Below are 26145 nucleotides of genomic sequence, written 5' to 3'. Positions count from 1 at the left end.
TTCGTATCCTCATGATTTTTCCTCCAGACAGCTCACATACTGGTTCGATAGCTGCAACAAGAAATCGGCATAGCTATCTCTACCCAGTGCAATATTGCTTCCCAATGGATCGAGCACACCCGAGCGCACGTCGGTTCCCTTGGCAACAGCATTAATAACGGCTGGCCTGAATTGTGGTTCAGCAAAAACGCATACGGCTTTCTGCTCAACCAACTGTGTTCGTATTTGATGTAAACGCTGTGCTCCAGGTTGGATTTCGGGGTTAACCGTGAAGTAACCCAAGGGGCTTAATCCGTAGTGTTTCTCAAAATAGCCATAGGCATCATGGAACACGAAATAGCCTTTACCCTGCACAGGCGCTAGCATCTTAACAATTTTTTCATCTGCTTGCGCGATTTTATCCGTGAAATAAAGCAGATTCGCGTCTAGTTTGTCCTTATTCTGAGGCATAAGTTCCAATAATTTTGCATGAATGGCAATTGCCGCCTGTTTTGTCATCTCCGGCGACAGCCAAATATGCATATTGAATTCGCCATGATGGTGGCCATCGTCGCCGTCATCATGGGCGGCATGGCTGTGATCGTGGCCTTTCTCATGGTCATCATGCACCTGTTCATGCTCACCCTCATGATCGTGCCCAGCCTCTTTTTCCAGCTCAGATTTAATGGCAGGCAACTCGGAAAGTGCAATCTGCTTTGCGGGTGGAACTTTCGCTAACGGTTTTCCAAGGAAGGCTTCCATTTCCGGACCAACCCAAATCACCAGATCGGCGGACTGTAAACGCTGGACATCAGACGGGCGCAAGGCATAATCGTGGGGCGATGCGCCATCAGGTAACAAAATCTCCGTTGGCGCTACGCCATCGGCAATCGCCGACGCAATGAATCCCAAAGGACGAATTGACGTAATGACCGCCGCGGATGCCGAACTAATTGACATCCCGCTCGCGAATAGCGCGCTGGCAACAAACACACTTTTTAACCATTTTTTTTGCTGAATAGCTTTTTTTTGTTGAATAGATTGCTGCATGAAAATCGCTCCCATCGATTTTTATCGTGTTACCTGTTATAATATAACGTTACATGGGTTGTGCAAGCCGAATTATATGTCCACATTGGTATCACTTAATAATATTTCCGTTACATTTGGCAGCCGAAAGGTCTTGTCAGATATTTCTCTTACCTTGCAGGCAGGTCGAATTCTGACACTGCTGGGGCCGAATGGCGCAGGGAAATCGACACTGGTGCGCGTCGTTCTGGGGTTACTGTCCCCCACTTCCGGTTCGCTGACCCGGGATCCCGCACTGCGTATCGGCTACGTTCCGCAGAAGCTGCATCTGGATACCACGCTGCCGTTGACCGTCAGCCGCTTTATGCAACTGCGTCCTGGCGTGAAAAAGCAGGATATTTTACCTGCCCTTAAGCGCGTACAAGCGGCACACCTGCTGGAACAGCCGATGCAGAAACTTTCCGGCGGCGAAAACCAACGTGTGCTATTAGCGCGCGCACTGCTCAATCAGCCTCAGCTTCTGGTGCTGGATGAGCCGACACAGGGTGTCGACGTCAATGGGCAATTGGCGCTGTACGATCTCATCAATCAACTACGGCAGGAATTCCACTGCGGTGTGCTGATGGTCTCGCACGATCTGCATTTGGTGATGGCAAAAACTGATGAAGTTCTGTGCCTTAATCAACATGTTTGCTGCTCCGGCACGCCTGAAGTGGTCTCCCTTCATCCTGAATTTTTAGCGATGTTTGGCCACCGCGGCGCGGAGCAATTGGCGATTTATCGCCACCACCATAATCATCGTCACGATCTACAGGGACGTATCATTCTGAAAAGACAAGGTGGAAACGACGCATGATCGAACTGCTGTTTCCCGGTTGGCTGGCGGGGATATTACTGGCTATTGCGGCAGGTCCGCTGGGTTCGTTCGTCGTCTGGCGGCGAATGTCTTACTTCGGCGATACGCTGGCACACGCCTCCTTACTTGGCATCGCTTTCGGCCTGCTGCTGAACATTAATCTGTTTGCTGCCGTCATCGCCGTGACACTCATTCTGGCTCTGGGGCTTGTCTGGCTGGAGCGGCGTCCCTATCTGGCCGTCGATACCTTACTCGGCATCATGGCACACAGTGCCCTGTCGCTGGGGTTAGTTGTGGTTAGCCTAATGAATAACGTGCGCGTGGATCTGATGGCTTACCTGTTTGGTGATTTGCTCTCCGTCACGACAGAGGATCTGTGGGTCATCGGTGGCGGTGTGATTGTCGTTGTGGCCATTATGCGCTGGCAATGGCGCGCGCTGCTTTCGATGACAATTAGCCCGGAGCTGGCGCACGTCGACGGCGTGAAACTACAGCGTACCAAGCTGCTGTTGATGCTAACCACTGCGCTAACCATTGGTATTGCCATGAAATTTGTTGGTGCGCTGATCATTACGTCGCTGCTGATTATTCCCGCCGCCAGCGCCAGACGCTTCGCGCGGACACCAGAACAAATGGCAAGTATCGCAATGATTGTTGGCATGATTGCCGTGACGGGTGGTTTGGCCTTCTCGGCTGGCTACAATACGCCGGCCGGACCATCAGTGGTGCTGTGCGCATCGCTGCTGTTTATTATCAGCCTGCTGAAGCAACAACCCGTCTAACAGACGTACAAGATGAAAAAAGCCCTTCTGAAATAGCATTCAGAAGGGCTTTTCTTTTTGGCGTGAGGGAAAACCGTGTTTATTGCCGGTTCGCCATATCGGGAATGATTAAATCCCCCCGCAAGACATACGAACCCAGCACGTCCTGTGTTTTCTCATTGAGCCAGGACACGATTCTCGCCGCCACCGCATCCATCGAATATTCAATTGCCGGTATCGCCGGAATGCCCGGAATATCGAGAGATCCCGCCAGACTGAACACCATGATGTCTTTTGGCACAGATTTATTAAACGCCTGAAGCTGCGTAATAACACGTTTGGCTTCCAGTTCATCCGCCACCAGCAACGCATTGAAGTTCAGCGTCGTGCTGTTATTGAGCAATACTTGCAACGCCACCGACGACGATGAAGACGCATCCATAAAGATCAGGTTACGGTTAAACGGCAAGAAGTTATTTTCCAGCGCCCGTTTATATCCTAAGAGCACCTGTTCCGCGGAACTGCTGGCGGCGGGATTAATCAGCGCGATTTGCCGTCTTCCTTGTCTGATCAGGTAATTGCACGCCGTTTCTGTGGCAAAAGCGTGATCGAATTGCAGACTGTTCGCCGTGTCCGTCTCCATGCAATCGATCAGAATGATATTCTTATCGGACAGATTCAGCGGAAAACGCGCGCCGATGATTAAGATGTCATCGCACAGGCCGCTGGTCAGTTCATCCAGCACGCTCATGACTTCTGCTCTGCTGCTGGCAAACCGCAACAAGAGATGCTTTTGATGCCGGCTAAAGTGTTTTTCCAGCGCATAAAGATAGCCAGTCGTCTGGTTGATGTTGTCCTGAGCACAAATGACGCCAATACAGCCAGTTGACTGACTCAGCAGCGATTGAGCGATGACGTTCGGCCGATATTTAAGCTCATCAACCGCTTTTAACACCGCGAGACGGCTGGCTTCCTTTACGCCGCGTGAACCGCTCAACACCCGGGAGACTGTGGCTTTAGACACCCCAGCTAAACGCGATACATCGTTGATTGTAGACATCATTTGCCCCTGGAAAACGCTAAATCCGACTTAAAACCCTGAACACCAACAGCGCTTTGTATTGCCCGGCAGTATAACCCTTTCTATCCGGCATGGAAACCGATTATCCGTTTCACATCCAATAAGTATTTCTCCCCATAAGATGTGATGTAAATCTAATTAATATCGCCAGAAATCATCACACATTGACCGCCATCACACTTCTCTTTTCTTTGCATGGAAAACGGTTTCCATATGATATCCAATCATCGTGGCAATAACTTTTTACATTCTGCTTGGCAGAAAATGCGGTCCGCCGCGGAAAAAATAACGGGTATAGACTCACGTTCATAACAGGCGGCCATTCGCGATATCGCCGTAACGCATTGAGATACCATGCATCACGGCATAAAACGTGGCGATAACATACTTGGTGACGATCTGCCGCTGCTGCGGCGACACACAAGAAAGGTGTTCACATGGGTTCCTTATATCAATCAACGATTGCTGCGATCGAACAATCGATTACCCCGCTGGCCGGGCGTTTAGGACAACAAAAATATGTGATCGCTATCCGCGATGGCTTTACCGCCGCACTCCCCTTTATGATCATCGGCTCATTTATGCTGGTGTTTATTTTCCCTCCCTTTTCCGCCGATACCACCGTCGAATTTGCCCGTACCTGGCTCGATTTTTCTATCACCTATCGCGCACAGCTGATGCTGCCTTTCGAACTGAGTATGGGGCTAATGACATTTTTCATCTCCGTAGGTGTGGGTGCCAGCCTGGGACGACAGCTTAATCTCGACTCCGTCATGTCCGGTCTATTGGCGTTTATGGCTTTCCTGCTCATCGCCGCCCCTTACGCCGATAACAAAATTTCTACCGAGTACCTGTCAGGACAAGGGATCTTCACCGCCTTACTGACGTCCATCTACGCCACCCGTGTTTATGCGGCGCTGAAGCAGCACAAGATTACCATCCGCTTGCCAAAAGAAGTGTCGGCGGGGGTCGCCCGTTCGTTTGAAATCCTCATTCCCGTGTTAGTGATTGTCGCGACGCTACACCCGCTCAATCTTTTCATTGAAGCAAAAACAGGCATGATCATTCCCGAAGCGATTATGCACCTGCTGGCACCGCTGGTGTCCGCCTCCGACTCGCTGCCTGCCATTCTTCTGTCTGTGCTGCTGTGCCAGCTTTTCTGGTTTTCGGGGATCCACGGTTCTCTGATTGTCACCGGCATCATGAACCCATTCTGGATGACCAATCTGGCCGTGAATCAGGCCGCGCTGGCAGCTGGCGACGTCTTGCCACATATCTATTTACAGGGCTTTTGGGATCACTATCTATTGATTGGCGGCGTCGGTTCAACGCTACCGCTGGCCTTCCTGCTGTTACGTAGCAAGGTAACGCAGCTGCGAACCATCGGCAGAATGGGCGTCGTTCCGAGCTTCTTTAACATCAACGAGCCGATCATGTTTGGCGCGCCCATCATCATGAACCCAATGCTGTTCCTCCCCTTTGTTTTCGTACCGATGGTCAATGCTGTACTGGCTTACACCGCAACCAAAATGGGGTGGCTGGCACAGGTGGTATCGCTCACGCCGTGGACAACAAAAAAATAGGTCATATGATGATTACATTAGAAGATGCAGTAATGGAAATTATCGTCAATGCTGGACAGTCACGCAGCCTGTGTTTTGAGGCGCTACACGCTGCGCGTAAAGGCAACATTGATGAAGCCAAAAATCTGCTGAAGGAAGCCGATAGTTACGCGCGTAAGGCTCACCAGATGCAAACTCAGCTGATCGAACAGGATGCAGGAGAAGCCAGACAACCGATGACATTGATTATGGTTCATGCTCAAGACCATTTAATGACATCCCTGCTCGCCCGCGAATTATCAGAAGAGATTATTCATTTATACCAAAGAAGTGACAATAAAGGGTGGAAACTGACGCTTTCCCAGAATGTCTCGATCGCGATGGGGCCGGAATTCAGACCGATGCTACGCTTCTATGTTACTGGCGGAGAAGTGGATAACAAACACACCGCGCGGACAACCACTGGCGTCAACACGAAGCTCGATTCGTTCAACGTTGGGGCAATGTGGGAAGCCTGGTTCTAGTCCCATAAACTCAGGGAGACCATATGGTCTCCCTGAATGTGGGCAATGTAGGAAAACGTGCGCAGATGACGCTACTCCTCGCGCGTTAAGCCAAAGTGCCGATAGGCATGCTGTGTCGCCATCCGACCGCGCGGCGTACGCTGAATGAACCCTTGCTGAATCAAAAACGGTTCCAGCACGTCTTCAATCGTTTCACGTTCTTCGCCAATCGCTGCCGCTAAGTTATCCAGCCCAACGGGGCCACCCATGAATTTATCGATGATCGCCAACAGCAGCTTGCGGTCCATGTAGTCAAAACCTTCGGTATCCACCGCCAGCATATCCAGCGCCTGCATCGCCACGGTTCCGGTAATTGCCCCTTCCGACTTCACCTCGGAAAAATCACGTACCCGGCGTAGTAAGCGGTTGGCAATACGCGGTGTACCGCGCGAACGACGCGCCACTTCAAGCGCCCCATCCGATGTCAGATCCAGCCCTAAACACTGTGCGCTGCGGCCAACGATATACTGGAGATCGGTGACGTTATAAAACTCCAGACGTTGCACAATGCCGAAACGATCGCGCAACGGCGAGGTTAACGAACCAGCACGCGTCGTTGCGCCAATCAGCGTAAAAGGCGGCAAGTCGAGTTTGATCGACCGAGCAGCGGGTCCTTCACCGATCATGATATCCAACTGGTAATCTTCCATCGCCGGGTACAGCACTTCTTCCACAACGGGCGACAAACGATGGATTTCATCAATGAACAGCACATCATGCGGTTCAAGGTTGGTCAGCAGCGCAGCAAGATCACCGGCTTTTTCCAGCACCGGGCCTGACGTTGTGCGCATATTTACGCCCATCTCATTGGCGACAATATTCGCCAATGTCGTTTTCCCCAAACCGGGAGGGCCAAAAATGAGCAGATGATCCAGCGCATCCCCGCGTTTGCGGGCCGCCTGAATAAAAATTTCCATCTGCTCACGCACCTGCGGCTGCCCCACATATTCGGTCAGCAGCTTAGGCCGCATCGCACGGTCAAGAAACTCTTCTTCTGGAACGGCGTCAGCGGAAATCAAACGATCAGCTTCTATCATGAATACCTCACAGCGCCGCGCGCAGTGCATCCCTGATCAGGGTTTCACAGTCGGCATCAGGGCGCGAGACCTTGGAAATCATACGGCTGGCTTCCTGCGGTTTATAGCCCAGCGCAACCAGTGCTGCTGCGGCTTCCGCTTCCGGATCGCTGGTGCGGCTCTCTGCACTCGCAGGCGACGCCAGCGGAATATCGCTGACCGGATTAAACAGATCGCCGCTCAAGCCCTTGAAGCGATCTTTCATTTCAACAACCAGTCTTTCCGCCGTTTTTTTACCGACGCCAGGAAGCTTAACCAACGCACCGATTTCTTCGCGTTCAACCGCGCTGACAAACTGCGTCGCGGACATGCCTGAGAGAATCGCCAGCGCCAGCTTCGGCCCAACACCATTCACTTTAATCAGCTCACGGAACAGCGCCCTCTCCTGCTTATCGTTAAAACCGAACAGCAGTTGCGCATCTTCACGGACAACGAAGTGAGTAAAAATAATCGCTTCCTGATTGAGTTCAGGGAGTTCGTAAAAGCACGTCATCGGCATATGGACTTCGTAACCCACGCCGTTAGCTTCTATCAGCACCTGCGGCGGCTGTTTTTCCAGGATAATGCCTCTGAGACGACCTATCACGTTGCGCTTCCTTTTACTTAGGGAATGAATGGCTTGAAGTATGACGAGTATATAACATAAAAAAGGCTGGATGAATATCCAGCCTCCTGTTTCAGCGCAGTCGTCCTGCCAGTGGGTTCACTTTCGCCGCCGACGTGCGCAGCAGGCTTTGACTAAAGTGGCAATGGGTGATGGCAATCGCCAGCGCATCGGCAGCATCCGCCTGTGGGCTAGCTGACAGTTTCAGCAACGAGCGAACCATATGCTGCACCTGCTTTTTATCCGCCGCACCCGTCCCTACCACGGTTTGTTTAACCAAACGCGCGGCGTACTCAAACACCGGCAGATCCTGATTCACCCCTGCGACGATAGCCACACCACGAGCATGACCCAGCTTCAAGGCCGAATCCGGGTTTTTCGCCATGAAAACCTGCTCAATCGCCATACAGTCTGGGCGAAATTGCGTGATAATTTCACTGACGCCAGCGTAAATCAGCTTCAGCCGCGTGGGCATATCATCCACCACGGTGCGGATACAGCCGCTGCCGAGATACGTCAGATGACGCCCCTGCTGACGAATAATGCCATAGCCCGTCACGCGCGAACCGGGGTCAATGCCGACTATTATTGTCATCGTGCCGCTCCGCCGATTCGCCCGTGTAGATAGCCGTTGCTACTCTGCATTACCGACCTGCCATTACAGCAGTTCAGCCACCTCATCGGAGATCTCACCGTTGTGGTAAACCTCCTGCACATCGTCGCAATCTTCCAGCATGTCGATCAGACGCATCAGTTTCGGTGCCGTTTCCGCATCCATATCCGCTTTGGTGGACGGGATCATGGAGACTTCAGCCGACTCCGCTTTCAGACCTGCCGCATCCAGCGCATCTTTCACGTTACCGAACGTTTCCCACGGCGTGAAGACGTCAATTGCGCCGTCGTCGTACGTCACGACATCGTCCGCGCCCGCTTCCAGCGCCGCATCCATCACCGCATCTTCATCCAGACCTGGCGCGTAAGAAATAACGCCTTTCTTGGTGAAAAGGTACGAAACGGAACCATCCGTTCCCAGGTTACCACCGGTTTTTGTAAACGCATGGCGTACTTCGGAAACGGTACGGTTACGGTTATCACTCAGGCACTCCACCATGACAGCCGTGCCGCCCGGGCCGTAACCTTCATAAATGATGGTTTCCATGTTGGCATCTTCGTCACCGCCGACGCCACGGGCAATCGCGCGGTTCAGGGTATCGCGCGTCATGTTGTTGGACAGTGCTTTATCGATCGCGGCGCGCAGACGTGGGTTAGAACCTGGATCGCCACCGCCCAGACGGGCTGCGGTAACCAGTTCGCGGATAATCTTGGTAAAGATTTTACCGCGTTTGGCGTCCTGTGCTGCTTTACGATGCTTTGTGTTAGCCCACTTACTATGACCTGCCATAAAAATCTCCGAAAAAAGCCTGTTCAGGCCGGATAAATAACAAATTCCTCAATCGCCTGCCGGTTGCTCCAGGACTTGGTCAACTGTGCCGCGTGGGGCACATCCAACCACTGGTAGGCAAGATGCTCGGATAATTGCACCTCGCGCTCAGCAGGTAACGCCAGACAAAACCAGTGTTCGGTATTGTGCGTTACTCCCGGCGCATAGCGACGTCTCAAATGAGCAAATAGCTCAAACTCAATACAGCGCTGACAATCAAAGAGTGATAACGCTTCTGCGGATATATCAATGTTAACTTCTTCTTTGACTTCACGCTGTGCGGCATACGGCGCACTTTCCCCTTCTTCTATGCTGCCGGTTACCGACTGCCAGAATTCAGGATCGTCACGCCGCTGCAACATCAGCACCCGCCCAGTGTCACGGGCATAGATCACCACCAGAACCGAAACGGGTCGCTTATATACCATCTTATTCGTTCTCGGATTTTCCATCCTGAGCCGCTTTCCCTTTTACGACAACCGCAATGGCAAGCTCTTCCAGCGAGGCCGGGTTGGCGAAACTTGGTGCTTCAGTCATCAGACAGGCGGCTGCCGTTGTTTTCGGGAAGGCGATAACGTCACGAATGTTATCGGTGCCCGTCAGCAGCATCACCAGGCGGTCAAGACCAAAGGCCAGACCGGCATGCGGCGGCGTACCATATTTCAGCGCGTCCAGCAGGAAGCCAAATTTCTCACGCTGCTCTTGTTCGGTAATGCCCAGAATGCTGAACACGGTTTGCTGCATGTCACCGTTGTGAATACGCACAGAACCGCCGCCCACTTCATAACCGTTAATCACCATGTCATAGGCGTTGGCAATCGCCGAAACTGGGTTAGCAGCCAGTTCAGAAGGCAACATGTCACGCGGTGCAGTAAACGGATGGTGCATCGCAGCCAGGCCGCCTTCGCCATCTTCCTCAAACATCGGGAAATCGACGACCCACAGCGGCTCCCAGCTATTGTCTTTCGTCAGGCTCAAATCGCGGCCCAACTTGAGACGCAGCGCGCCCAGCGCATCGGTCACCACTTTCGCGCTGTCTGCGCCAAAGAACAGGATGTCGCCATCTTGCGCCGCGGTACGATCCAACAGCGCAGACAGGATGTCTTCATTCAGGAATTTCGCGACGGGGCTTTGAACGCCTTCCAGCCCCTTGGCGCGCTCGTTGACCTTAATGTAAGCCAGGCCTTTCGCACCATAGATTTCAATAAACTTGCCGTATTCATCAATCTGCTTACGACTTAACTGCGCGCCGCCCGGAACGCGAATAGCGGCAACGCGGCCTTTGGCATCGTTTGCCGGGCCGGAGAACACTTTAAAGTCGATGTCTTTCACCAGATCGGCGACGTCAACCAGCTCCAGCGGGTTACGCAGATCGGGCTTGTCGGAACCGAAACGGCGCATCGCTTCTGCGAACGTCATGATCGGGAAATCGCCCAGATCGACGCCTTTCACGTCCAGCCACAGTTCACGCACCAGTTTCTCCATCACTTCACGCACCTGAGGCGCGGTCATGAAAGAGGTTTCCACATCGATCTGGGTAAATTCTGGCTGTCTGTCAGCTCGCAGGTCTTCGTCGCGGAAGCATTTGACTATCTGATAGTAGCGGTCAAAACCAGACATCATCAGCAGTTGTTTGAACAGCTGTGGAGACTGCGGCAGCGCATAAAACTTGCCTTTATGTACGCGGCTCGGCACCAGATAGTCGCGCGCGCCTTCCGGCGTCGCCTTCGTCAACATTGGCGTTTCGATATCCAGGAAGCCGTGATCGTCCATAAAGCGGCGAACAAAACTGGTGATACGTGCGCGCGTTTTCAGGCGCTGCGCCATTTCAGGGCGGCGCAAATCCAGATAGCGGTATTTGAGACGGGCTTCTTCGGTGTTGGTTTGATTGGAATCCAACGGCAACGCTTCAGAGCGGTTAACAATAGTCAGCGCACTGGCAAAAATCTCGACTTCACCCGTCGCCATATCTTTGTTGATCTGGCTTTCTGGACGGGCGCGTACCACACCGGTAAGTTGGATGCAGAACTCGTTACGCAGCTCGGATGCCAGTTTAAATGCGTCCTGACGATCCGGATCAAAAAACACCTGAACCAGCCCTTCACGGTCACGCATATCAATAAAAATCAAACCACCCAGATCGCGGCGGCGGTTAACCCAACCGCACAATGTCACTTCCTGGCCCACATGGGACGAATTCAACTGCCCGCAATAATTAGTACGCATCACGATGTCCTTTTACTCATCCGCCAGCTCACACGTTTTCACGGTAGATCACAGTGCAAAAACAGTGGCATTTTCGCTGCACGGCATGGTTTTTCTGGGTTACTGTCCGATGAAAAAAGGCGGCTATTATAAAGGATATTCGCCCGAACGATAAGCATGAAGGTAACGCTCTGCGACGCTGCCGCCTACTCTTTTTACGAAATTTCCGTTCCGGTTAACGGAATGTTCATCAATCAGCATAAAGTTGTTGCAAAAGTGAGCAAAAGAAGAAGCCCGAGTCATCAGCTCAAAGCGGTAAAATTTGCCAGTGTGCATCACATGAGGATTTAGGGAAACCGACCTTCCTTTTTAATAAAACCTGCTAGAATTACCAAGTAATTGCTGATTTTTATAAAAATTTTAATAAAAAGCGCTTTCCACTACTGGCAAATGCGTATGATTTACATGGAGAACAGCTATGTATTCATTTGTTGCCCGTCAACCCATTTTAAATAGCCATCTTCAAACGGTCGCCTACGAGCTCCTTTTTCGCATGGACATCACCAATAAATTTCCTGACGTCAGTCCTGAATTTGCGACCGCACAGCTTATTTCCGATCAGTTCTTAACCAACCCACTAACAAAATCCGTGGTTGAACAACCTTACTACATTAATTTCCCCCATCAACTGCTGATCAATGGTCAGGCAGAGGTCTTGCCACAAGAAAAAGTCGTTATCGAGATTCTTGAAAATTCGCCTCCCAACAACGATCTCTTGGTCGCCGTAAAAAAGCTAAAAAGAAAGGGCTTCAGAATTGCACTGGATGATTTCTCGATGGGTTCAGAGTGGGATCGTTTTTTACCTTACGTTGATATCATCAAATTCGATTTAACCCTGTCGACGTTTGATGATATTGAAAACTTCATCAACAGAACCTCGCAGCGTAAATTAACTTATCTGGCCGAAAAAGTAGAAACACATGAGCAATACCAGCAAAGCAAAAAGCTGGGGATCTCACTTTTTCAGGGATATTTTTTCAGCCGTCCTGAAATGATTAAATCGAAGAAGCTGGCCAATAACTCCAGTAATACCATCAGATTACTGAGAGAAGTCAATAAGCCCGAAATCAACTATGCCACGATCGAGGAATTAGTGTGTGCGGATCTGTCGCTTTATTATAAATTGATGCGCCACATCACCAACATCAAATACAACACCCGTTTTGGCATCACAGCAACCTCAATGTCGTTCCGTTCTATGGCCATGCTGCTTGGGCAACGGGAACTCAAACGTTTTGTCTCGTTAATCAGCATTACCAACAGTAATGAAAATAAACCCAGCGAGCTTTATCGAACCAGTTTAATTCGCGCCAGATTCTTCGAATTATTGTATGCCTCTTTTAATGTAAAGGAGGATACCACCGAGGCATTTTTGTGCGGATTATTGTCGCTGCTTGATGCCGTATTAGACTCGCCAATGCCCCTGCTGCTCTCACAAATCGCGCTATCCGAAAAAATTAACCAGAGTTTATTGGATCATACTGGCGAACTCGCACCTTATCTGACGCTAATTTCTAAATATGAACAGCAAGAATGGGAAGAACTTGAACCGCTTTTAACGCAATTAGGTCTCAATGAAGAAGACTTCTTTACCATGATAAGAGAAGCAACGCAGTGGGCCGATGAGATTTTATAAACGATGTCTCCAACTCACTCGCACGGTGCTGACAATTGCGCGATAATCAGCGCCATTCTCTTGAGGTTTAATGACGTGATGGTGCGATGATGTACATCGGATTACCGCAATGGCAGCACCCGGCATGGAGTCGGTTAGGACTCAACGATCTTGCCGATTACAGCCGCTACTTTACCTGCGTTGAAGGCAATACGACCTTTTATGCGTTACCTTCACGTGAGATCGTCGGGCGCTGGCGTGATATGACGCATGACGATTTCCGCTTTTGCTTTAAATTTCCTTCAACGATCAGCCATAAAGCCGCCTTGCAGAACTGTGACAGCGATGTCGGCCTTTTTTATCAATGCATTGAACCCATTGCACACCGTATCGGGCAGCTCTGGCTGCAACTCCCTGCCGCTTTCGGCCCTGCGCAACTCCCCGTTCTATGGCGTTTTCTCGATGCCTTACCGCAGGGATTTGGCTACGGCGTGGAAGTGCGTCACCCGCTATTTTTTGCCAAAGGTGATGAGGAGCGCGCGCTGAATCAGGGATTGCAGCAGCGCGGCATTAACCGCGTGATTCTCGACAGCCGTCCGGTTCACCATGCCGCGCCAGACAGTGCAGCCATGCGTGAGGCCCAGCGTAAGAAACCTCGCGTGCCAGTACACGCCGTGCTCACCGCCACACAGCCGCTTATCCGCTTTATCGGTAGTGAAACGCCGGAAGAAAATCTTCGCTGGTTCGAGTCGTGGCGTAACAAACTGCCGCAATGGAACGAGGCCAATCCCTTCTTCTTCATTCACACACCGGATATTGGTGATGCTCCTCCACTGGCGCAACAGCTTTGGCCGCTACTCGCTGAGATCGACCCAACCTTGCCGCCCCAGCCGGATTGGCCACAGCAGGCAACGCTCTTTTGATCCACCCGCTCAGGCAGGTGTTAGCCCGTTTGGTTATAAACCATTTGGCAACGCAACGCATTTCCGCTAAAAAAATCGGCCTTTATAGGCGACAGTTGCGTTAGGTAAAGCTATTATTCTGCAAGCCGTTTTCGGTTAGGTTACGGAGTAAAACATGGTAAGTGCGCTCTATATCGTGCTTGGCGCAATCTTGTTGATAAAGCTGTCTATTGATGTTGTGAAACTCAGAATGCAGTATCGCGTGGCCTATGGCGACGGCGGATTTTATGAATTGCAAACCGCCATCCGAGTACATGGCAATGCGGTTGAATATATCCCGATTGCGGCGATTTTGCTGGTGCTGATGGAAATGAACGGCGCCCTTGTCATTATGATCCATTTCTGCGGCATCTTATTGATTACCGGACGTTTAGTTCACTATTACGGCCTTCGGCACCGCGAATTTCGCTGGCGGCGTTCAGGTATGGCGGCAACGTATGCCTCGCTTATCCTGATGATTGCAGCAAACCTCTATTACCTCCCCTGGGATCTGGTTTTCACGCTGTATTGATGGCGCGAAACAAGAACGCCAACTGCCTTCCCGGTCGCACGAACATTCCTGCGCCCGGGCATCAAAAGCCGCGTCCATAATCCTACGCCGACACAATGTGAAAGGTGAAGGCTACGGCGTATTCTGCTAGAATACGCGCCTCTTTATTACTCTCAGTACAACTTTCCGCCATGCCAAACCGCGATATGCTTTTTTCTGTGCCAATTGCCAATTTAGGCGACTGGACATTCGACGAACGCGTTGCTGACGTATTTCCCGATATGATCCAACGTTCTGTTCCCGGCTATTCCAACATCATCTCGATGATTGGCATGCTGGCAGAACGCTTCGTCCGTCCAGATAGTCACGTCTATGATCTGGGATGCTCGCTGGGCGCTGCGACGCTGTCCATGCGACGCAATATCTCTGTTCCCGGTTGCAAAATTATCGCGGTCGACAATTCTCCGGCCATGGTGAAACGTTGCCGTAGCCATATCGACGCTTTTCGTTCCGATACGCCCGTCGAGATTATCGAAGCCGATATCCTGAACATTGATATCGAAAATGCGTCGATGGTGGTGCTGAATTTTACGCTTCAATTTCTGGAACCTTCTCAGCGTCAGGTACTTATTGAACGTATTTATCAGGGATTAAATCCCGGCGGTGTGCTCGTCCTCTCTGAAAAATTCAATTTTGCAGACAAAGACGTCGGCGAATTGCTGTTCAACATGCACCTCGATTTCAAACGGGCAAATGGCTACAGCGAGTTAGAAATCAGCCAGAAGCGCAGCATGCTGGAAAACGTCATGCTGACCGATTCGGTAGAAACTCATAAGGCTCGGCTGGCGAGCGCCGGTTTTGAGCATAGCGAAACGTGGTTTCAATGTTTTAATTTTGGTTCGTTATTAGCCGTGAAAGCAGAGGAAAAGGCGTGATCGATTTCGGCAATTTTTATCAGCAAATCGCAAAAGGCCCGCTCAGCCACTGGCTTAACACGCTGCCTTCACAGCTCAGCAGTTGGCAGCAGGAATCCTTGCACGGTAAGTTCAAACTCTGGTTTAACTCGCTGGAACATCTCCCCTCGCTGACGCCAACCGCCCTGGATTTAAACGACAGTGTCACCGCGCGCATGGAACCCGATATTTCCGAGGGGCAGCGTGAAGGTATTGAAAAGCTGCTGCGTAACCTGATGCCCTGGCGTAAAGGGCCCTTTTCGCTTTACGGTGTAGATATCAACACAGAGTGGCGCTCTGACTGGAAATGGCAGCGCGTTCTGCCACATATCAGCCCGTTGAAGAATCGTCTGATTCTGGATGTGGGCTGCGGCAGCGGCTATCACCTGTGGCGGATGGTCGGTGAAGGCGCCACGATGGCGGTCGGCATTGACCCTATGCAGCTGTTTTTATGTCAATTTGAAGCGGTACGTAAACTGCTAGGCAACGATCAACGTGCGCACGTTCTGCCGCTCGGCATTGAGCAACTCCCCGAACTGGCCGCTTTTGACACGGTGTTTTCGATGGGCGTACTGTATCACCGCCGTTCCCCACTCGATCACCTGTGGCAATTGAAGAATCAATTGGTAGCGGGCGGTGAACTGGTGCTGGAAACCCTCGTCATTGAAGGCGATGAAAACCAGGTGCTGGTGCCAGGAGAACGCTACGCGCAAATGCGCAATGTGTATTTCATCCCTTCCGCGACTGCCTTGACCACATGGCTTGAGAAATGCGGATTTGTTGATGTCCGCGTCGTCGATATTTGCACCACGACAACGCAGGAGCAGCGTCGGACAGACTGGATGATCACAGAATCGCTGGCTGAGTTCCTCGATCCTGAAGATCCGACCAAAACGGTGGAAGGCTACCCCGCACCGGTACGAGCCGTACTGGTTGCTCGTAAACCCGGTATCTACCAGCCCTAAATTACTGTGCTCGACAAAAAAAGCCCCAACAACACGTTGGGGCCTGGTACTTGCCATGCAAACCGAAGGGTATGCTGCGCGGCAAAATTGAAGAATGATGATGCCGTGTTGATTGCGATGCTGTTTACACACTACGTCTATCGCCACCCCACGACATGCCTGAGGTTATGACACGTACTGCATTTCACGATCCGGACTGACCGCCCGTTTCATTGCAGCCACTACATCGCCATCCACGCAATACAGGCTAAATTCATCTAGCTCTGTATCAGAACACATCGACACGCCAATTTTTCGGTAGCGCATAGGGGATGGGGTCCATTGACCAGCGGAACTGTGCAGTTCGCGAATACCGGCCTGCTGAAATTTGTGCAAGTTAGTCAACCGCACGCCAGAGCCCGCCATAATAATTGGACCGCGACTGGCCTGTGTTAGTTCACGCAATAGCCGCAGCCCATTCTCCGCCGTCTGCTGCTGTCCGGAGGTCAATATGCGCGATACGCCGAGTTCAGTGAGTTGTTCCAGCGCAATGTAAGGGTTCAGGCACATATCGAACGCGCGATGAAAGGTTACTGCCATGCCTTGCGCTACTGCCATGATTTCACGCATTTTGGGCAAATCAATATGTCCTTCCTCATTCAGCACACCGACAACGACGCCGGGGAACCCCATTTCGCGAATCTGCTCAATGTCGTATTTGATGGCAGCCAGTTCTGTCGCGCTGTAGCAAAAATCACCGCCTCTCGGACGCACAATCGGGTGCACAGGAATCGCGACCTTTTCACGAGCACCACGCAGCGCACCATAGGAGGGGGTTAATCCGCCTTCCCGTTGTCCTGCACAGAGTTCAATCCTGTCAGCCCCAGACTGCGCTGCTGTTATGGCACAATCAACGCTATAACAGCATACTTCCAGTTTCGTCATCGCTGCTCCTCCATGTAAACTCTCAGACTACTTTTCTTAATTAGCGAAGAATCGGCGAATCATCAGGCCGATTAAAGTAATAACTATGGCATTCACATCCATATCGTGAGGAGACAGGAGTCACAATGAGCGCGATAGATTGCCGAAATAAACATGACATAAACCACAGTTTTATTAATCTGTTCTATACCCGTCATACTTCAAATTGCAGGTGCGTTGGCTACGTTCACTCACCCGAATCACTTACTTGTGTAAGCTCATCGGGATTCACTCGCTTGCCGCCTGCCTGAAACTCGAATTATTTAGGGTATACAGCAAAAGAAAATGGCATGAATAACGTGACATGCCATTTTAACTTTCAACCAATGTTATCTTTCTGATTACTCTACGTACACATTCTTCACTATTTTCATTGTGAAGACATTTCGCTCGCGACAACATCGCGTATATCAAATGGATGGAATTTTATTGTCACTTTCCCATTGGTTATCGCCAGCGTCGGATTAGGTATTCGTTCCTTTTCACCTTGTGGAGAACTGAATTTCAGCTTGATACCCGGCGTACGCAGCGCATCATCAGACAAACAGGCCAGCGCACGCTGATGCAGCGTTTCCGCCTCCCCAGACAGCACCAGTTCTACATGCTCCCATCCTTCATGCGGATAATGTTTTTTCCCCGGCCACGGTAGCTCGATACACGTCATTTCCCAAGGGCCGACCGCGATAGCCTTATCCAGTATAAACAAGCAGATTGGGCGACCATTGATCTGGTTTTCAGACAGTAGGCGGCCCGTCTTTAGCAGCGCCGCTTTCCAGGATTCAGCCGTCGTATTTTGGTTACAGCGCAGAGAAATATGGTCAGCATGAAATGCGCCTAAATCCAGCTGTAGTACATCGGCCAATTCCTGCAACGCGTGCTCAAAACGCGCTAAATCCGTTATCAAATCATTGGGTAACATATCGGGTAAAACTCCTCGCGGCATCTCACATTATCACTAACCATTCGCGCGGTGAGAATATCACACCCGTGACACATTCTAATTAAATTCTACTTTTCTCCCTGTACATTTATTTACACCTCCGTTACGTGAAACGCATTAAATGCAAAGAAAAGACAACCGTGCTGCTTGATTAATAAACGGAAATGTTTTTTACCCGGCGTTAATCTGCGATACTTCTCGCAATCTATTCTGGGAGGAATCTTAAATAAGAGTTACCCCATTGAACGCCTAAAAGAAAACGTATAAATTAAGAAAACAAATAATAACGCAGAGATATCATCATGGTTTTACTCATTATATCCATCGCGCTTATCGCTATTGCGGCATACGCTATTTTTCGTCATTTTAAAACCAGAGACTCACATAAAATTGGTGTAAATAATCGTTCAAGAAAACGTTAAGATCGTAATTTTTATTTATTTTAATTCTACCTCAAGCCGCATTTTCTTTTTTGTCGTGTTCTCCTTATCTCTTTTTTCCTTCTCATCGTTCCTTTTTCCTATCCTGCCTGGCGGGCATTTTTTCGCCTGAACATCCCGCTCCACCTCCCCGTCTGCTGACGAAGAAAGGCAAATATGGTATAAGCAAGGCTTAATTTTTTATTTAAGGTAAACCGGTGAATATTCAGGCTCTTCTCTCCGAAAAAGTCAGCCAGGCGTTAACCGCCGCGGGCGCGCCAGCAGACAGCGAAGCTCAGATTCGTCAGTCGGCAAAAGCACAGTTTGGTGATTATCAGGCCAATGGCGTTATGGCCGTGGCAAAAAAACTGGGCATGCCGCCGCGACAATTGGCCGAAAAAGTCGTCCAGCTTTTGGCGCTGGAGGGCATTGCAGAAAAAACAGAAATCGCAGGCCCGGGATTTATTAATATTTTTCTCGATAAGCAGTGGGTTGCGAGCCAGGTTGAGAACGCCCTGAATGCACCCAAACTGGGTTTAACGCCGGTTGAACCACAAACGATCGTGATTGACTATTCTGCCCCCAACGTCGCGAAAGAAATGCACGTCGGCCACCTGCGTTCGACCATCATTGGTGACGCCGCGGCCCGTACGCTGGAGTTTCTGGGTCACAATGTCATTCGTGCCAACCACGTCGGTGACTGGGGTACGCAGTTTGGCATGCTGATTGCCTATCTTGAAAAAATGCAAAACGAAAACGCCAGCGAGATGGATCTGTCCGATCTTGAAGCCTTCTATCGTGAAGCGAAGAAACACTACGATGAAGACGCCGATTTCGCCGAACGCGCACGCGCTTACGTGGTGAAATTGCAGGGTGGCGATGAATATTGCCGCCAGATGTGGCGCAAGCTCGTCGATATCACCATGACGCAAAACCAGATCAACTATGAACGCCTCAATGTCACGCTGACCAAGCAGGATGTGATGGGTGAAAGCCTGTATAACAGCATGCTGCCGGGTATCGTCGCCGATCTGAAGGCAAAAGGTCTGGCGGTAGAAAGCGAAGGCGCTACGGTGGTTTTCCTTGATGAATATAAAAACAAGGAAGGCGAACCGATGGGCGTCATCATCCAGAAAAAGGATGGCGGCTACCTCTATACCACAACGGATATCGCCTGCGCCAAATACCGTTATGAAACCCTGAACGCCGATCGTGTGCTTTACTACATCGACTCCCGCCAGCATCAACACCTGATGCAAGCCTGGACCATCGTGCGTAAAGCGGGCTATGTGCCTGATTCCGTCAGTCTGGAACACCATATGTTCGGCATGATGCTGGGCAAAGACGGTAAGCCATTCAAAACGCGTGCAGGCGGGACGATTAAACTGTCCGAGTTGTTAGATGAAGCCTACGATCGTGCTCTGAAGCTCATCGCAGAGAAAAATCCACAAATGGAAAACGATGAGTTAACCGCGCTGGCGCAAGTCGTATCCATCGGCGCGATCAAATACGCCGATCTGTCGAAAAGTCGTACCACGGATTATGTTTTCGATTGGGACAATATGCTGGCGTTTGAAGGTAACACGGCACCTTACATGCAATACGCCTACACCCGCGTCGCGTCAATTTTCAAACGTGCGGGCATACAGGAAGACAGCTTAACGCAGCCGATTACGCTGAGCGATGAGCGCGAATTTGCCCTTGCCACGCGTCTGCTGCAATTCGAAGAAACTATCACCACCGTCGCCCGCGAAGGCACACCGCATGTGATGTGTAGCTACCTGTACGATCTGGCGGGTCTGTTCTCTGGTTTCTACGAGCACTGCCCGATTCTCAATGCCGACAGTGACGACGTGCGTCAAAGCCGTCTGAGACTGGCGCTGCTGACGGCGAAAACGCTGAAGCAAGGTCTGGATACGCTGGGCATCGAAACCGTCGAGAAGATGTAAGTCTCCATCGACTGAAAACGGATGCATTGAAACACAAACGCCATTGGTGCTGCCACCAATGGCGTTTTGCGTTACAGGCAAAGACAGTCACGCGGCGATAATGGATAGATCGTAAAGACGCTGTAAATACATCCCTGTACGCTCGGCTTGCGCCATCCATGGCGCAAACGCTTTACTCTTCTATTCCATTATCACCGTTGTATTCAATAACGTTGTTACACGCTACGGCGGGCAAAATCCCGCGGACGGAATCCCAACAGCGCCAGCGTGGCAAAATAAGAGCCCGCCCCCGCAACCACAACCAGCAGCAAACGCAAGATTCGCATCGTCATATTGCCGTCATCCCACGCGGGCATCCACCACAGCATCCCCAGTAAAACCAGCGACATCACAATAACCGCGGCCAGCAGGCGTATCAGAAAACGCCGCCAACCTGGCTGTGGCTGGAAAATATCCTGCTTACGCAGTTGCCAGTACAGCAGCCCTGCATTCAGGCAGGAGGCCAGACCGATGGACAACGCCAGACCGGCATGTTGCAGCGGGCCGATAAAGATCAGGTTCATCACCTGCGTCAGAATCAGCGTGACTATCGCGATTTTGACTGGCGTCTTGATATCCTGTCGGGAATAAAAGCCAGGTACTAACACTTTAACGACAATCAATCCCATCAGCCCAACCGAGTAAGCTATCAGCGCCCGCTGGGTCATCAGCGCATCAAAGGCGCTAAATTTGCCGTACTGGAACAGCGACACCGTCAACGGTTTAGCCAAAATACCTAATGCGACCGCACTCGGCAGCGCTAACAGGAAACACAGGCGAAGCCCCCAATCCATCAGACGGGAGTATTCATCATGGTTACCACTGGCAAAACTCTTCGCCAGAGACGGAAGTAAGATCGTTCCCAGCGCCACGCCCAGAACACCGGATGGGAACTCCATCAGGCGATCGGCGTAATACATCCATGACACCGCACCTTCACTGAGGAAGGACGCGAAAATGGTGTTGATGATGAGTGAAATCTGGCTTACCGAGACGCCCAGAACCGCAGGCCCCATCAGTTTCATGACTCGCCAGACGCTCGGTTCCCGCCATTTCAGGCGCGGCAATACCAGCATGCCAATCTTTTTCAGATGCGGTAACTGGTAGCCGAGTTGCAGTAAACCGCCAACCAACACCGCCCAGGCCAGCGCCATCACCGGTGGGTTAAAATATGGCGCGGCAAACAGCGAGAAACCAATCATGCTGACGTTAAGCAATGTCGGGGCAAACGCCGGCACCGAGAAACGGTTCCAGGTGTTCAGCACCGACCCCACCATAGAGGTCAGCGAAATCAGCAGGATGTAGGGAAACGTGACTCTTAACAGATCCGAGGTCAGCTCAAAGCGCTCTGGCGTCGCGGCAAAACCGGGAGCGGTCACCATAATAACCCAGGGTGCGGCAACCATTCCCGCGACGGTGACCAACGCCAGAATCAGCGTCAGCATACCGGAAACATAAGCGAGGAACGTTCGGGTGGCTTCTTCACCCTGCTGGCTTTTATATTCAGCAAGAATAGGCACAAATGCCTGTGAGAATGCGCCTTCCGCGAAAATCCGCCGGAGCAGGTTAGGCAGTTTGAACGCCACAAAGAAGGCATCCGTCGCCATGCCGGCACCAAAAATACGGGCGACGATCGCATCGCGCACGAATCCTAAAATGCGCGATAGCATGGTCATGGAACTGACGGCAGCCAGTGATTTAAGTAAATTCATCCGATTATGTTCTGAATGGTTCAGGACCGATTAGTAACCCGTTGAGGTCATCCTGATTGCGAGGTGCGACTAGTCTACGCATTGCGCGAGCAATAGCTACCGCGCATTGTCATAACCGCTGAACTTTTCAGCTTTTTCCCAGCAATTTTTCAATCATGCGCTGGGACAGCAACGCCTGGTTACCGGATGTTTCCGCTGGTTTCCGTTGTTCAATCGCCGCCATAAAATGCTGCACCGCACCGACAAATCCGCGCTGTTCCAGCGTGGTTTGCCAGGATGGCACGGCAGGGCGGAGCGTCACACCGTCGCGGTCTTCACGCCATTCACGCATCTCATCCACCTGATAGAGACCGCCATGGGTAACGGCCTGAACCCATTCCCGCTGGCTGCCAGCCTGACGATGCATGCTGGTCGTTACCTGACAGCTACCACTCTGGAAATGGTGCTCGGCATACAGCAGTTGGCCTTCCGCATTCGCATGCAAAACGCCATCAATCAGTTGGACCTCGCCTCCCGCCAGCCAGAGCGCCGTATCCACCACGTGCAGGTAGTCATCCAGCAGAGTAAAACGCACATCCTGTGGCCCAACACCATTAACCCGATGTTTATCCATGCGTAGCGATGCGGGCTGATCCAGCCGCTGTTTTAGCTGCTGATAGCACGGCGCAAACCGACGATTAAAGCCGACCATCAGAATTTTTTGTCGTTGCTCTGCCAATTCAACCAACGCTTCCGCCTGCTCCAATGTCTCTGCCAGCGGTTTATCCACATAAACATCGACGCCAGCTTTCAGCAGTTGGCTCACAACAGAAAAATGGCTGGCGGTGCTGCTGTGCACGAAAACGGCATCACATTGTGCAGCCAGCACGTCCAACGCAGAGAAACTCGTCATCCGATAGTGCTGACAAATCCGCTGTGTCTTTTGCTGGTCGGGAGAAAATGCGCCAACCAATTCCCAGCGTTCGGCTTGGCTAAGAATCGGCAAATACGCTTTCTGCGCGATAGAACCCAGCCCGACAACGCCGATACGGGGACATTGGCTAACACCGCTATTCTCCGAGACGCTTTGCGCAGACGTAAGCTGAGGCTTCATCATTGATTTTTCTCCCTGATACCGATTGATTACGCTAACAGCGCGGCAAGCTGACGTTTGAGTTCAGCGACCTCTTTTTCTAACGCCTCAACCCGTTCGGTCAGCGTATGTGAATCATCGTTTGCGCTTTGCGCATCAAGCGTCGCCGCATCAGTGGCTTCACCGCTGAAAAGGTGTCGATAGCGGCTCTCTCGCTTACCCGCTTCCCGCGCCAGTCGGACGACAAACGGCCCATCGTCGCGCTGCTGTAGTTGTTCAAGCGTGGATTCAGCCTCGCTGACATCTGAAAATTCATACAGTCGGGCCGCGCGCGTACGCAGTTCACCTGGCGTCTGAGGGCCTCGCAAAAGCAGCGTTGTCACCAACGCCACTTCCGCTGGTGACAGTTTCAGGTCGCCAAATTCAGAATTGCAAAAACGATGTTCATACTTCACGACACGATTACCAAAACCGCTGAGCGTGCGCAGAAAATGCTTCTTCACGAGTAAATCCAGCGTTTGCTGCACCTCGCTTTCACTCAGTTCCATCACAGGTTCGCGGTTGGTTTTCTGATTACAAGCCGTGGTGATGCCGTTTAACGACATCGGATATTGATCCGGCGTGGTGATCTGCTTTTCCAGCATGCAGCCAATCACGCGGGCTTCACGAGCATCCAATTGGAATTTCATCATTTTTCCTTAACGCGGAGACTTCCACTCGGCGTTGGTCAGCGCGGTTAATACATGATCCTGCCATTTGCCGTCAATCAGCAGATAATCCTTCGCATAGCCCTCACGTTCAAACCCCAAACGTGCCAGCAAATTCCCACTACGCTGGTTATGCGGCATATAGTTAGCCATGATGCGGTGCATATGCTGCTGACGCTGCATATAACGTATTGCCGGTTGCAGCGCTTCGTACATCAGCCCCTGTCCCTGCCATTTTTGGCCAAGCGAATAGCCCAGATAGCAGGCATGAAACGATCCCCGTAGCACGTTGCTGAAATTCGCCACGCCGTACACTTCGTTTTCATTCGGATCCAACAGGAGGAAGTAATAGGCGCTGCCCTGCTTATGCATATCGTTAATCACGCTCAGCCGCGCCTGCCAGCCTGATGGATAGCAATGGCTGGCGTCTCTCACGGGTTCCCACGGCTTAAGGAAATCACGGTTTTCAGAATAGTATTCAGCCAGACGCCATGCATCACGTTCATGGGCCAGACGCACCACCAGCCTGTCGGTTGTCAATTGCACTCTTGCTGGCGTTGAACGATAGCCAAACATTTTTCCCCCTGCCTCTCCATGTTATCGATAAGTAAAATTAATCGCCGCTGAAAAAATCACTATTCCACATAAGCAGAAAATATCGGCATTTCCGATAATCCTTACTATAACCACATAAATTCAGAGACGTAAAATCCTCGTCGCCGAGTTATTGCGCAGTTGAATCAGGAAAGCCATTTTTTCTCGCCGAAATGCTACTCGGATAACGTTAAATCGATAAAAAAATATTATCCAACAATAGGCTATACCAAAGTCGAATTAGAGTACAAAATAGTCACGTCTGTTATTTTCCTCCTTTCTTCGTTGTGGTGAAACATGCCTCTGATGTCGCAAGCTCGGAGCTTGGGTAAATATTTTTTATTACTCGATAATATGCTGGTGGTTCTGGGATTCTTTGTTGTCTTTCCCCTTATTTCCATTCGTTTTGTCGACGATCTCGGCTGGGCGGCATTATTAGTCGGTATCGCGTTAGGATTGCGCCAGTTTATTCAGCAAGGGCTCGGTATTTTCGGCGGGGCCATTGCTGACCGTTTTGGTGCCAAACCGATGATTATTACCGGGATGCTGCTACGCGCCTCCGGTTTTGTGTTCATGGCCATTGCCGACGAGCCTTGGCTACTCTGGCTGTCTTGCGCACTGTCCGGTCTCGGCGGCACGCTCTTCGACCCGCCGCGCACCGCACTGGTTATCAAACTGGTGCGCCCGCAGGAACGCGGCCGTTTTTACTCGCTGTTAATGATGCAGGACAGTGCAGGTGCCGTTATCGGCGCCCTTATCGGCAGTTGGTTGCTCCAGTACGATTTTGAGATCGTCTGCTGGGCGGGTGCCGTCATCTTCGTGCTCGCGGCAGCGCTCAATGCCTGGCTGCTGCCAGCCTATCGCATCTCAACGGTCAAAACGCCGATAGTGGAAGGTTTGACACGCGTTATTCGCGACCGTCGTTTTCTCATGTATGTGTTAACCCTGACAGGCTACTACATGCTGGCCGTGCAGGTGCTGTTAATGCTGCCGATTATGGTCAACGAAATCGCCGGAACGCCGTCTGCGGTGAAATGGATGTACGCCATTGAAGCAACGCTGTCGTTGACGCTGCTGTACCCTATCGCCCGCTGGAGTGAGAAACGTTTCCGGCTGGAACAACGTCTGATGGCGGGGCTTTTTATCATGTCCGTCAGCATGTTCCCTATTGGGATGACAACAGAACTGCAAACCCTGCTGCTGCTAATCAGCCTGTTTTACGTTGGTTCGATTATCGCCGAACCCGCGCGTGAAACCTTGAGCGCCTCGCTGGCGGATTCCAGAGCCAGAGGGAGCTATATGGGGTTCAGTCGGCTTGGGCTGGCGCTCGGTGGTGCGATTGGTTATAGCGGCGGCGGTTGGCTGTTCGATACCGGACATGCGTTGAACCAGCCGGAACTGCCGTGGTTCATGCTCGGTACTATCGGGTTCCTGACGTTAGCCGCTCTGTATTGGCAGTTCAATCAACGCCGCATCGAGCCTGCGATGCTGGGTGGTCATTAGTCTGAATTTTACCGACGAGTTTGATCTCGTCGGTAAAGCCCTCCT

At 51.3% G+C, this 26145-nt stretch carries 23 protein-coding genes and 3 pseudogenes; 12 read left to right on the top strand and 14 right to left on the bottom strand.

What is annotated here, in order from left to right; genetic code table 11:
* Positions 1–9: 9 nt before the first annotated feature.
* Positions 10–1029 carry a zinc ABC transporter substrate-binding protein ZnuA gene (gene znuA / locus NAL19_RS09125; RefSeq protein ID WP_263059474.1) on the bottom strand — a complete coding sequence of 340 codons (1020 nt, stop codon included), beginning with the start codon at positions 1027–1029 and terminating at the stop codon, positions 10–12.
* 76 nt (positions 1030–1105) lie between these two features.
* Here znuA and znuC point away from each other — a divergent pair, with 76 nt between their 5' ends.
* The gene (gene znuC / locus NAL19_RS09120; RefSeq protein WP_263059473.1) at positions 1106–1864 is read left to right on the top strand and encodes a zinc ABC transporter ATP-binding protein ZnuC; all 759 of its coding nucleotides are present in this window, start codon (positions 1106–1108) and stop codon (positions 1862–1864) included.
* Positions 1861–2646, top strand: coding sequence for a zinc ABC transporter permease subunit ZnuB (gene znuB, locus NAL19_RS09115; protein ID WP_263059472.1), 786 nt, complete (start codon positions 1861–1863; stop codon positions 2644–2646). The genes znuC and znuB overlap by 4 nt, the downstream gene beginning before the upstream one ends.
* Before the next feature lie 79 nt (positions 2647–2725).
* Here the strand turns inward: znuB and NAL19_RS09110 are convergent, their stop codons facing one another.
* Positions 2726–3685 (bottom strand): LacI family DNA-binding transcriptional regulator, encoded by a 960-nt coding sequence (locus NAL19_RS09110; protein WP_225088145.1) that lies wholly within the window; start codon positions 3683–3685, stop codon positions 2726–2728.
* A 458-nt stretch (positions 3686–4143) separates the two neighbouring features.
* Here NAL19_RS09110 and NAL19_RS09105 point away from each other — a divergent pair.
* The 3 pseudogenes from NAL19_RS09105 to NAL19_RS09095 form a co-directional block, all read left to right on the top strand.
* Positions 4144–5280: pseudogene (locus tag NAL19_RS09105) on the top strand (PTS sugar transporter subunit IIC); the annotation flags it as partial.
* Positions 5281–5297: 17 nt separating this feature from the next.
* Positions 5298–5597, top strand: a pseudogene (locus tag NAL19_RS09100) (PTS lactose/cellobiose transporter subunit IIA); the annotation flags it as partial.
* Positions 5598–5600: 3 nt separating this feature from the next.
* Positions 5601–5792, top strand: a pseudogene (locus tag NAL19_RS09095) (carbohydrate porin); the annotation flags it as partial.
* Between the two features lie 71 nt (positions 5793–5863).
* Here the strand turns inward: NAL19_RS09095 and ruvB are convergent.
* The 6 genes from ruvB to aspS all read right to left on the bottom strand — a co-directional run bounded on the left by ruvB (position 5864) and on the right by aspS (position 11178).
* Entirely contained in the window at positions 5864–6868 is a 1005-nt protein-coding gene (ruvB, locus tag NAL19_RS09090) for a Holliday junction branch migration DNA helicase RuvB (protein WP_225087905.1), read from the bottom strand.
* A gap of 7 nt (positions 6869–6875) precedes the next feature.
* Entirely contained in the window at positions 6876–7493 is a 618-nt protein-coding gene (ruvA, locus tag NAL19_RS09085) for a Holliday junction branch migration protein RuvA (RefSeq protein ID WP_263059471.1), read from the bottom strand.
* A 91-nt stretch (positions 7494–7584) separates the two neighbouring features.
* Positions 7585–8106 (bottom strand): crossover junction endodeoxyribonuclease RuvC, encoded by a 522-nt coding sequence (gene ruvC, locus NAL19_RS09080; protein WP_263059470.1) that lies wholly within the window; start codon positions 8104–8106, stop codon positions 7585–7587.
* A 63-nt stretch (positions 8107–8169) separates the two neighbouring features.
* Entirely contained in the window at positions 8170–8913 is a 744-nt protein-coding gene (locus NAL19_RS09075; protein ID WP_015840062.1) for a YebC/PmpR family DNA-binding transcriptional regulator, read from the bottom strand.
* A 23-nt stretch (positions 8914–8936) separates the two neighbouring features.
* The gene (gene nudB, locus NAL19_RS09070) at positions 8937–9380 is read right to left on the bottom strand and encodes a dihydroneopterin triphosphate diphosphatase (protein ID WP_010275904.1); all 444 of its coding nucleotides are present in this window, start codon (positions 9378–9380) and stop codon (positions 8937–8939) included.
* Position 9381: 1 nt separating this feature from the next.
* Entirely contained in the window at positions 9382–11178 is a 1797-nt protein-coding gene (aspS, locus tag NAL19_RS09065; RefSeq protein ID WP_263059469.1) for an aspartate--tRNA ligase, read from the bottom strand.
* Positions 11179–11635: 457 nt separating this feature from the next.
* Here aspS and NAL19_RS09060 point away from each other — a divergent pair, with 457 nt between their 5' ends.
* The 5 genes from NAL19_RS09060 to cmoB all read left to right on the top strand — a co-directional run bounded on the left by NAL19_RS09060 (position 11636) and on the right by cmoB (position 16202).
* Positions 11636–12853, top strand: coding sequence for an EAL and HDOD domain-containing protein (locus NAL19_RS09060; protein ID WP_263059468.1), 1218 nt, complete (start codon positions 11636–11638; stop codon positions 12851–12853).
* A gap of 89 nt (positions 12854–12942) precedes the next feature.
* Complete coding sequence (locus NAL19_RS09055; protein WP_225088143.1) at positions 12943–13755, top strand: DUF72 domain-containing protein; 813 nt, start codon at positions 12943–12945, stop codon at positions 13753–13755.
* Positions 13756–13909: 154 nt separating this feature from the next.
* The gene (locus NAL19_RS09050; RefSeq protein ID WP_225087898.1) at positions 13910–14305 is read left to right on the top strand and encodes an MAPEG family protein; all 396 of its coding nucleotides are present in this window, start codon (positions 13910–13912) and stop codon (positions 14303–14305) included.
* A 170-nt stretch (positions 14306–14475) separates the two neighbouring features.
* The gene (cmoA, locus tag NAL19_RS09045) at positions 14476–15219 is read left to right on the top strand and encodes a carboxy-S-adenosyl-L-methionine synthase CmoA (RefSeq protein WP_225087897.1); all 744 of its coding nucleotides are present in this window, start codon (positions 14476–14478) and stop codon (positions 15217–15219) included.
* On the top strand, positions 15216–16202 hold the full coding sequence (gene cmoB, locus NAL19_RS09040) for a tRNA 5-methoxyuridine(34)/uridine 5-oxyacetic acid(34) synthase CmoB (RefSeq protein WP_263059467.1): 987 nt from the start codon (positions 15216–15218) through the stop codon (positions 16200–16202). Before cmoA ends, cmoB begins: the two co-directional genes overlap by 4 nt.
* Before the next feature lie 165 nt (positions 16203–16367).
* On the opposite strand, the gene cutC is transcribed toward cmoB, so the two are convergent.
* Positions 16368–17126, bottom strand: coding sequence for a copper homeostasis protein CutC (gene cutC / locus NAL19_RS09035; RefSeq protein WP_263059466.1), 759 nt, complete (start codon positions 17124–17126; stop codon positions 16368–16370).
* Between the two features lie 409 nt (positions 17127–17535).
* Positions 17536–18084, bottom strand: coding sequence for a VOC family protein (locus NAL19_RS09030; RefSeq protein WP_263059465.1), 549 nt, complete (start codon positions 18082–18084; stop codon positions 17536–17538).
* 658 nt (positions 18085–18742) lie between these two features.
* Here NAL19_RS09030 and argS point away from each other — a divergent pair.
* Positions 18743–20473: an arginine--tRNA ligase gene (gene argS, locus NAL19_RS09025; RefSeq protein WP_263059464.1), complete on the top strand. Its 1731-nt coding sequence runs from the start codon at positions 18743–18745 to the stop codon at positions 20471–20473.
* A 215-nt stretch (positions 20474–20688) separates the two neighbouring features.
* On the opposite strand, the gene murJ is transcribed toward argS, so the two are convergent.
* The 4 genes from murJ to rimJ form a co-directional block, all read right to left on the bottom strand.
* The gene (gene murJ / locus NAL19_RS09020) at positions 20689–22224 is read right to left on the bottom strand and encodes a murein biosynthesis integral membrane protein MurJ (protein WP_225087892.1); all 1536 of its coding nucleotides are present in this window, start codon (positions 22222–22224) and stop codon (positions 20689–20691) included.
* Positions 22225–22351: 127 nt separating this feature from the next.
* Positions 22352–23317, bottom strand: a complete 966-nt coding sequence (locus NAL19_RS09015) for a Gfo/Idh/MocA family protein (protein ID WP_225088142.1) — start codon at positions 23315–23317, stop codon at positions 22352–22354.
* Positions 23318–23346: 29 nt separating this feature from the next.
* Entirely contained in the window at positions 23347–23985 is a 639-nt protein-coding gene (locus tag NAL19_RS09010; protein WP_263059691.1) for a YceH family protein, read from the bottom strand.
* Between the two features lie 9 nt (positions 23986–23994).
* Entirely contained in the window at positions 23995–24579 is a 585-nt protein-coding gene (rimJ, locus tag NAL19_RS09005; protein ID WP_225087889.1) for a ribosomal protein S5-alanine N-acetyltransferase, read from the bottom strand.
* A 315-nt stretch (positions 24580–24894) separates the two neighbouring features.
* Here rimJ and mdtH point away from each other — a divergent pair, with 315 nt between their 5' ends.
* Positions 24895–26100: a multidrug efflux MFS transporter MdtH gene (gene mdtH / locus NAL19_RS09000; RefSeq protein WP_225087888.1), complete on the top strand. Its 1206-nt coding sequence runs from the start codon at positions 24895–24897 to the stop codon at positions 26098–26100.
* Positions 26101–26145 lie beyond the last annotated feature (45 nt).

The sequence above is a fragment of the Pectobacterium sp. F1-1 genome, assembly GCF_025643735.1.
GTDB classification, from domain to species: Bacteria; Pseudomonadota; Gammaproteobacteria; order Enterobacterales; family Enterobacteriaceae; genus Pectobacterium; species Pectobacterium colocasium.
Note: the sequence above shows the minus strand (reverse complement) of the source record. Positions and strands in the feature narration are given on the sequence as shown.

Excerpts from the sequence above, each read along its gene's own strand:
- aspS (WP_263059469.1), bottom strand. The coding sequence starts at position 11,178 with ATGCGTACTAATTATTGCGGGCAGTTGAATTCGTCCCATGTGGGCCAG.
- mdtH (WP_225087888.1), top strand. The coding sequence starts at position 24,895 with ATGCCTCTGATGTCGCAAGCTCGGAGCTTGGGTAAATATTTTTTATTA.
- rimJ (WP_225087889.1), bottom strand. The coding sequence starts at position 24,579 with ATGTTTGGCTATCGTTCAACGCCAGCAAGAGTGCAATTGACAACCGAC.
- znuB (WP_263059472.1), top strand. The coding sequence starts at position 1,861 with ATGATCGAACTGCTGTTTCCCGGTTGGCTGGCGGGGATATTACTGGCT.
- NAL19_RS09110 (WP_225088145.1), bottom strand. The coding sequence starts at position 3,685 with ATGTCTACAATCAACGATGTATCGCGTTTAGCTGGGGTGTCTAAAGCC.
- znuC (WP_263059473.1), top strand. The coding sequence starts at position 1,106 with ATGTCCACATTGGTATCACTTAATAATATTTCCGTTACATTTGGCAGC.
- NAL19_RS09075 (WP_015840062.1), bottom strand. The coding sequence starts at position 8,913 with ATGGCAGGTCATAGTAAGTGGGCTAACACAAAGCATCGTAAAGCAGCA.
- znuA (WP_263059474.1), bottom strand. The coding sequence starts at position 1,029 with ATGCAGCAATCTATTCAACAAAAAAAAGCTATTCAGCAAAAAAAATGG.
- NAL19_RS09030 (WP_263059465.1), bottom strand. The coding sequence starts at position 18,084 with ATGTTACCCAATGATTTGATAACGGATTTAGCGCGTTTTGAGCACGCG.
- cmoA (WP_225087897.1), top strand. The coding sequence starts at position 14,476 with ATGCCAAACCGCGATATGCTTTTTTCTGTGCCAATTGCCAATTTAGGC.
- NAL19_RS09010 (WP_263059691.1), bottom strand. The coding sequence starts at position 23,985 with ATGAAATTCCAATTGGATGCTCGTGAAGCCCGCGTGATTGGCTGCATG.
- NAL19_RS09050 (WP_225087898.1), top strand. The coding sequence starts at position 13,910 with ATGGTAAGTGCGCTCTATATCGTGCTTGGCGCAATCTTGTTGATAAAG.
- cutC (WP_263059466.1), bottom strand. The coding sequence starts at position 17,126 with ATGACGAAACTGGAAGTATGCTGTTATAGCGTTGATTGTGCCATAACA.
- nudB (WP_010275904.1), bottom strand. The coding sequence starts at position 9,380 with ATGGTATATAAGCGACCCGTTTCGGTTCTGGTGGTGATCTATGCCCGT.
- ruvC (WP_263059470.1), bottom strand. The coding sequence starts at position 8,106 with ATGACAATAATAGTCGGCATTGACCCCGGTTCGCGCGTGACGGGCTAT.
- murJ (WP_225087892.1), bottom strand. The coding sequence starts at position 22,224 with ATGAATTTACTTAAATCACTGGCTGCCGTCAGTTCCATGACCATGCTA.
- NAL19_RS09060 (WP_263059468.1), top strand. The coding sequence starts at position 11,636 with ATGTATTCATTTGTTGCCCGTCAACCCATTTTAAATAGCCATCTTCAA.
- ruvB (WP_225087905.1), bottom strand. The coding sequence starts at position 6,868 with ATGATAGAAGCTGATCGTTTGATTTCCGCTGACGCCGTTCCAGAAGAA.
- NAL19_RS09015 (WP_225088142.1), bottom strand. The coding sequence starts at position 23,317 with ATGAAGCCTCAGCTTACGTCTGCGCAAAGCGTCTCGGAGAATAGCGGT.
- NAL19_RS09055 (WP_225088143.1), top strand. The coding sequence starts at position 12,943 with ATGTACATCGGATTACCGCAATGGCAGCACCCGGCATGGAGTCGGTTA.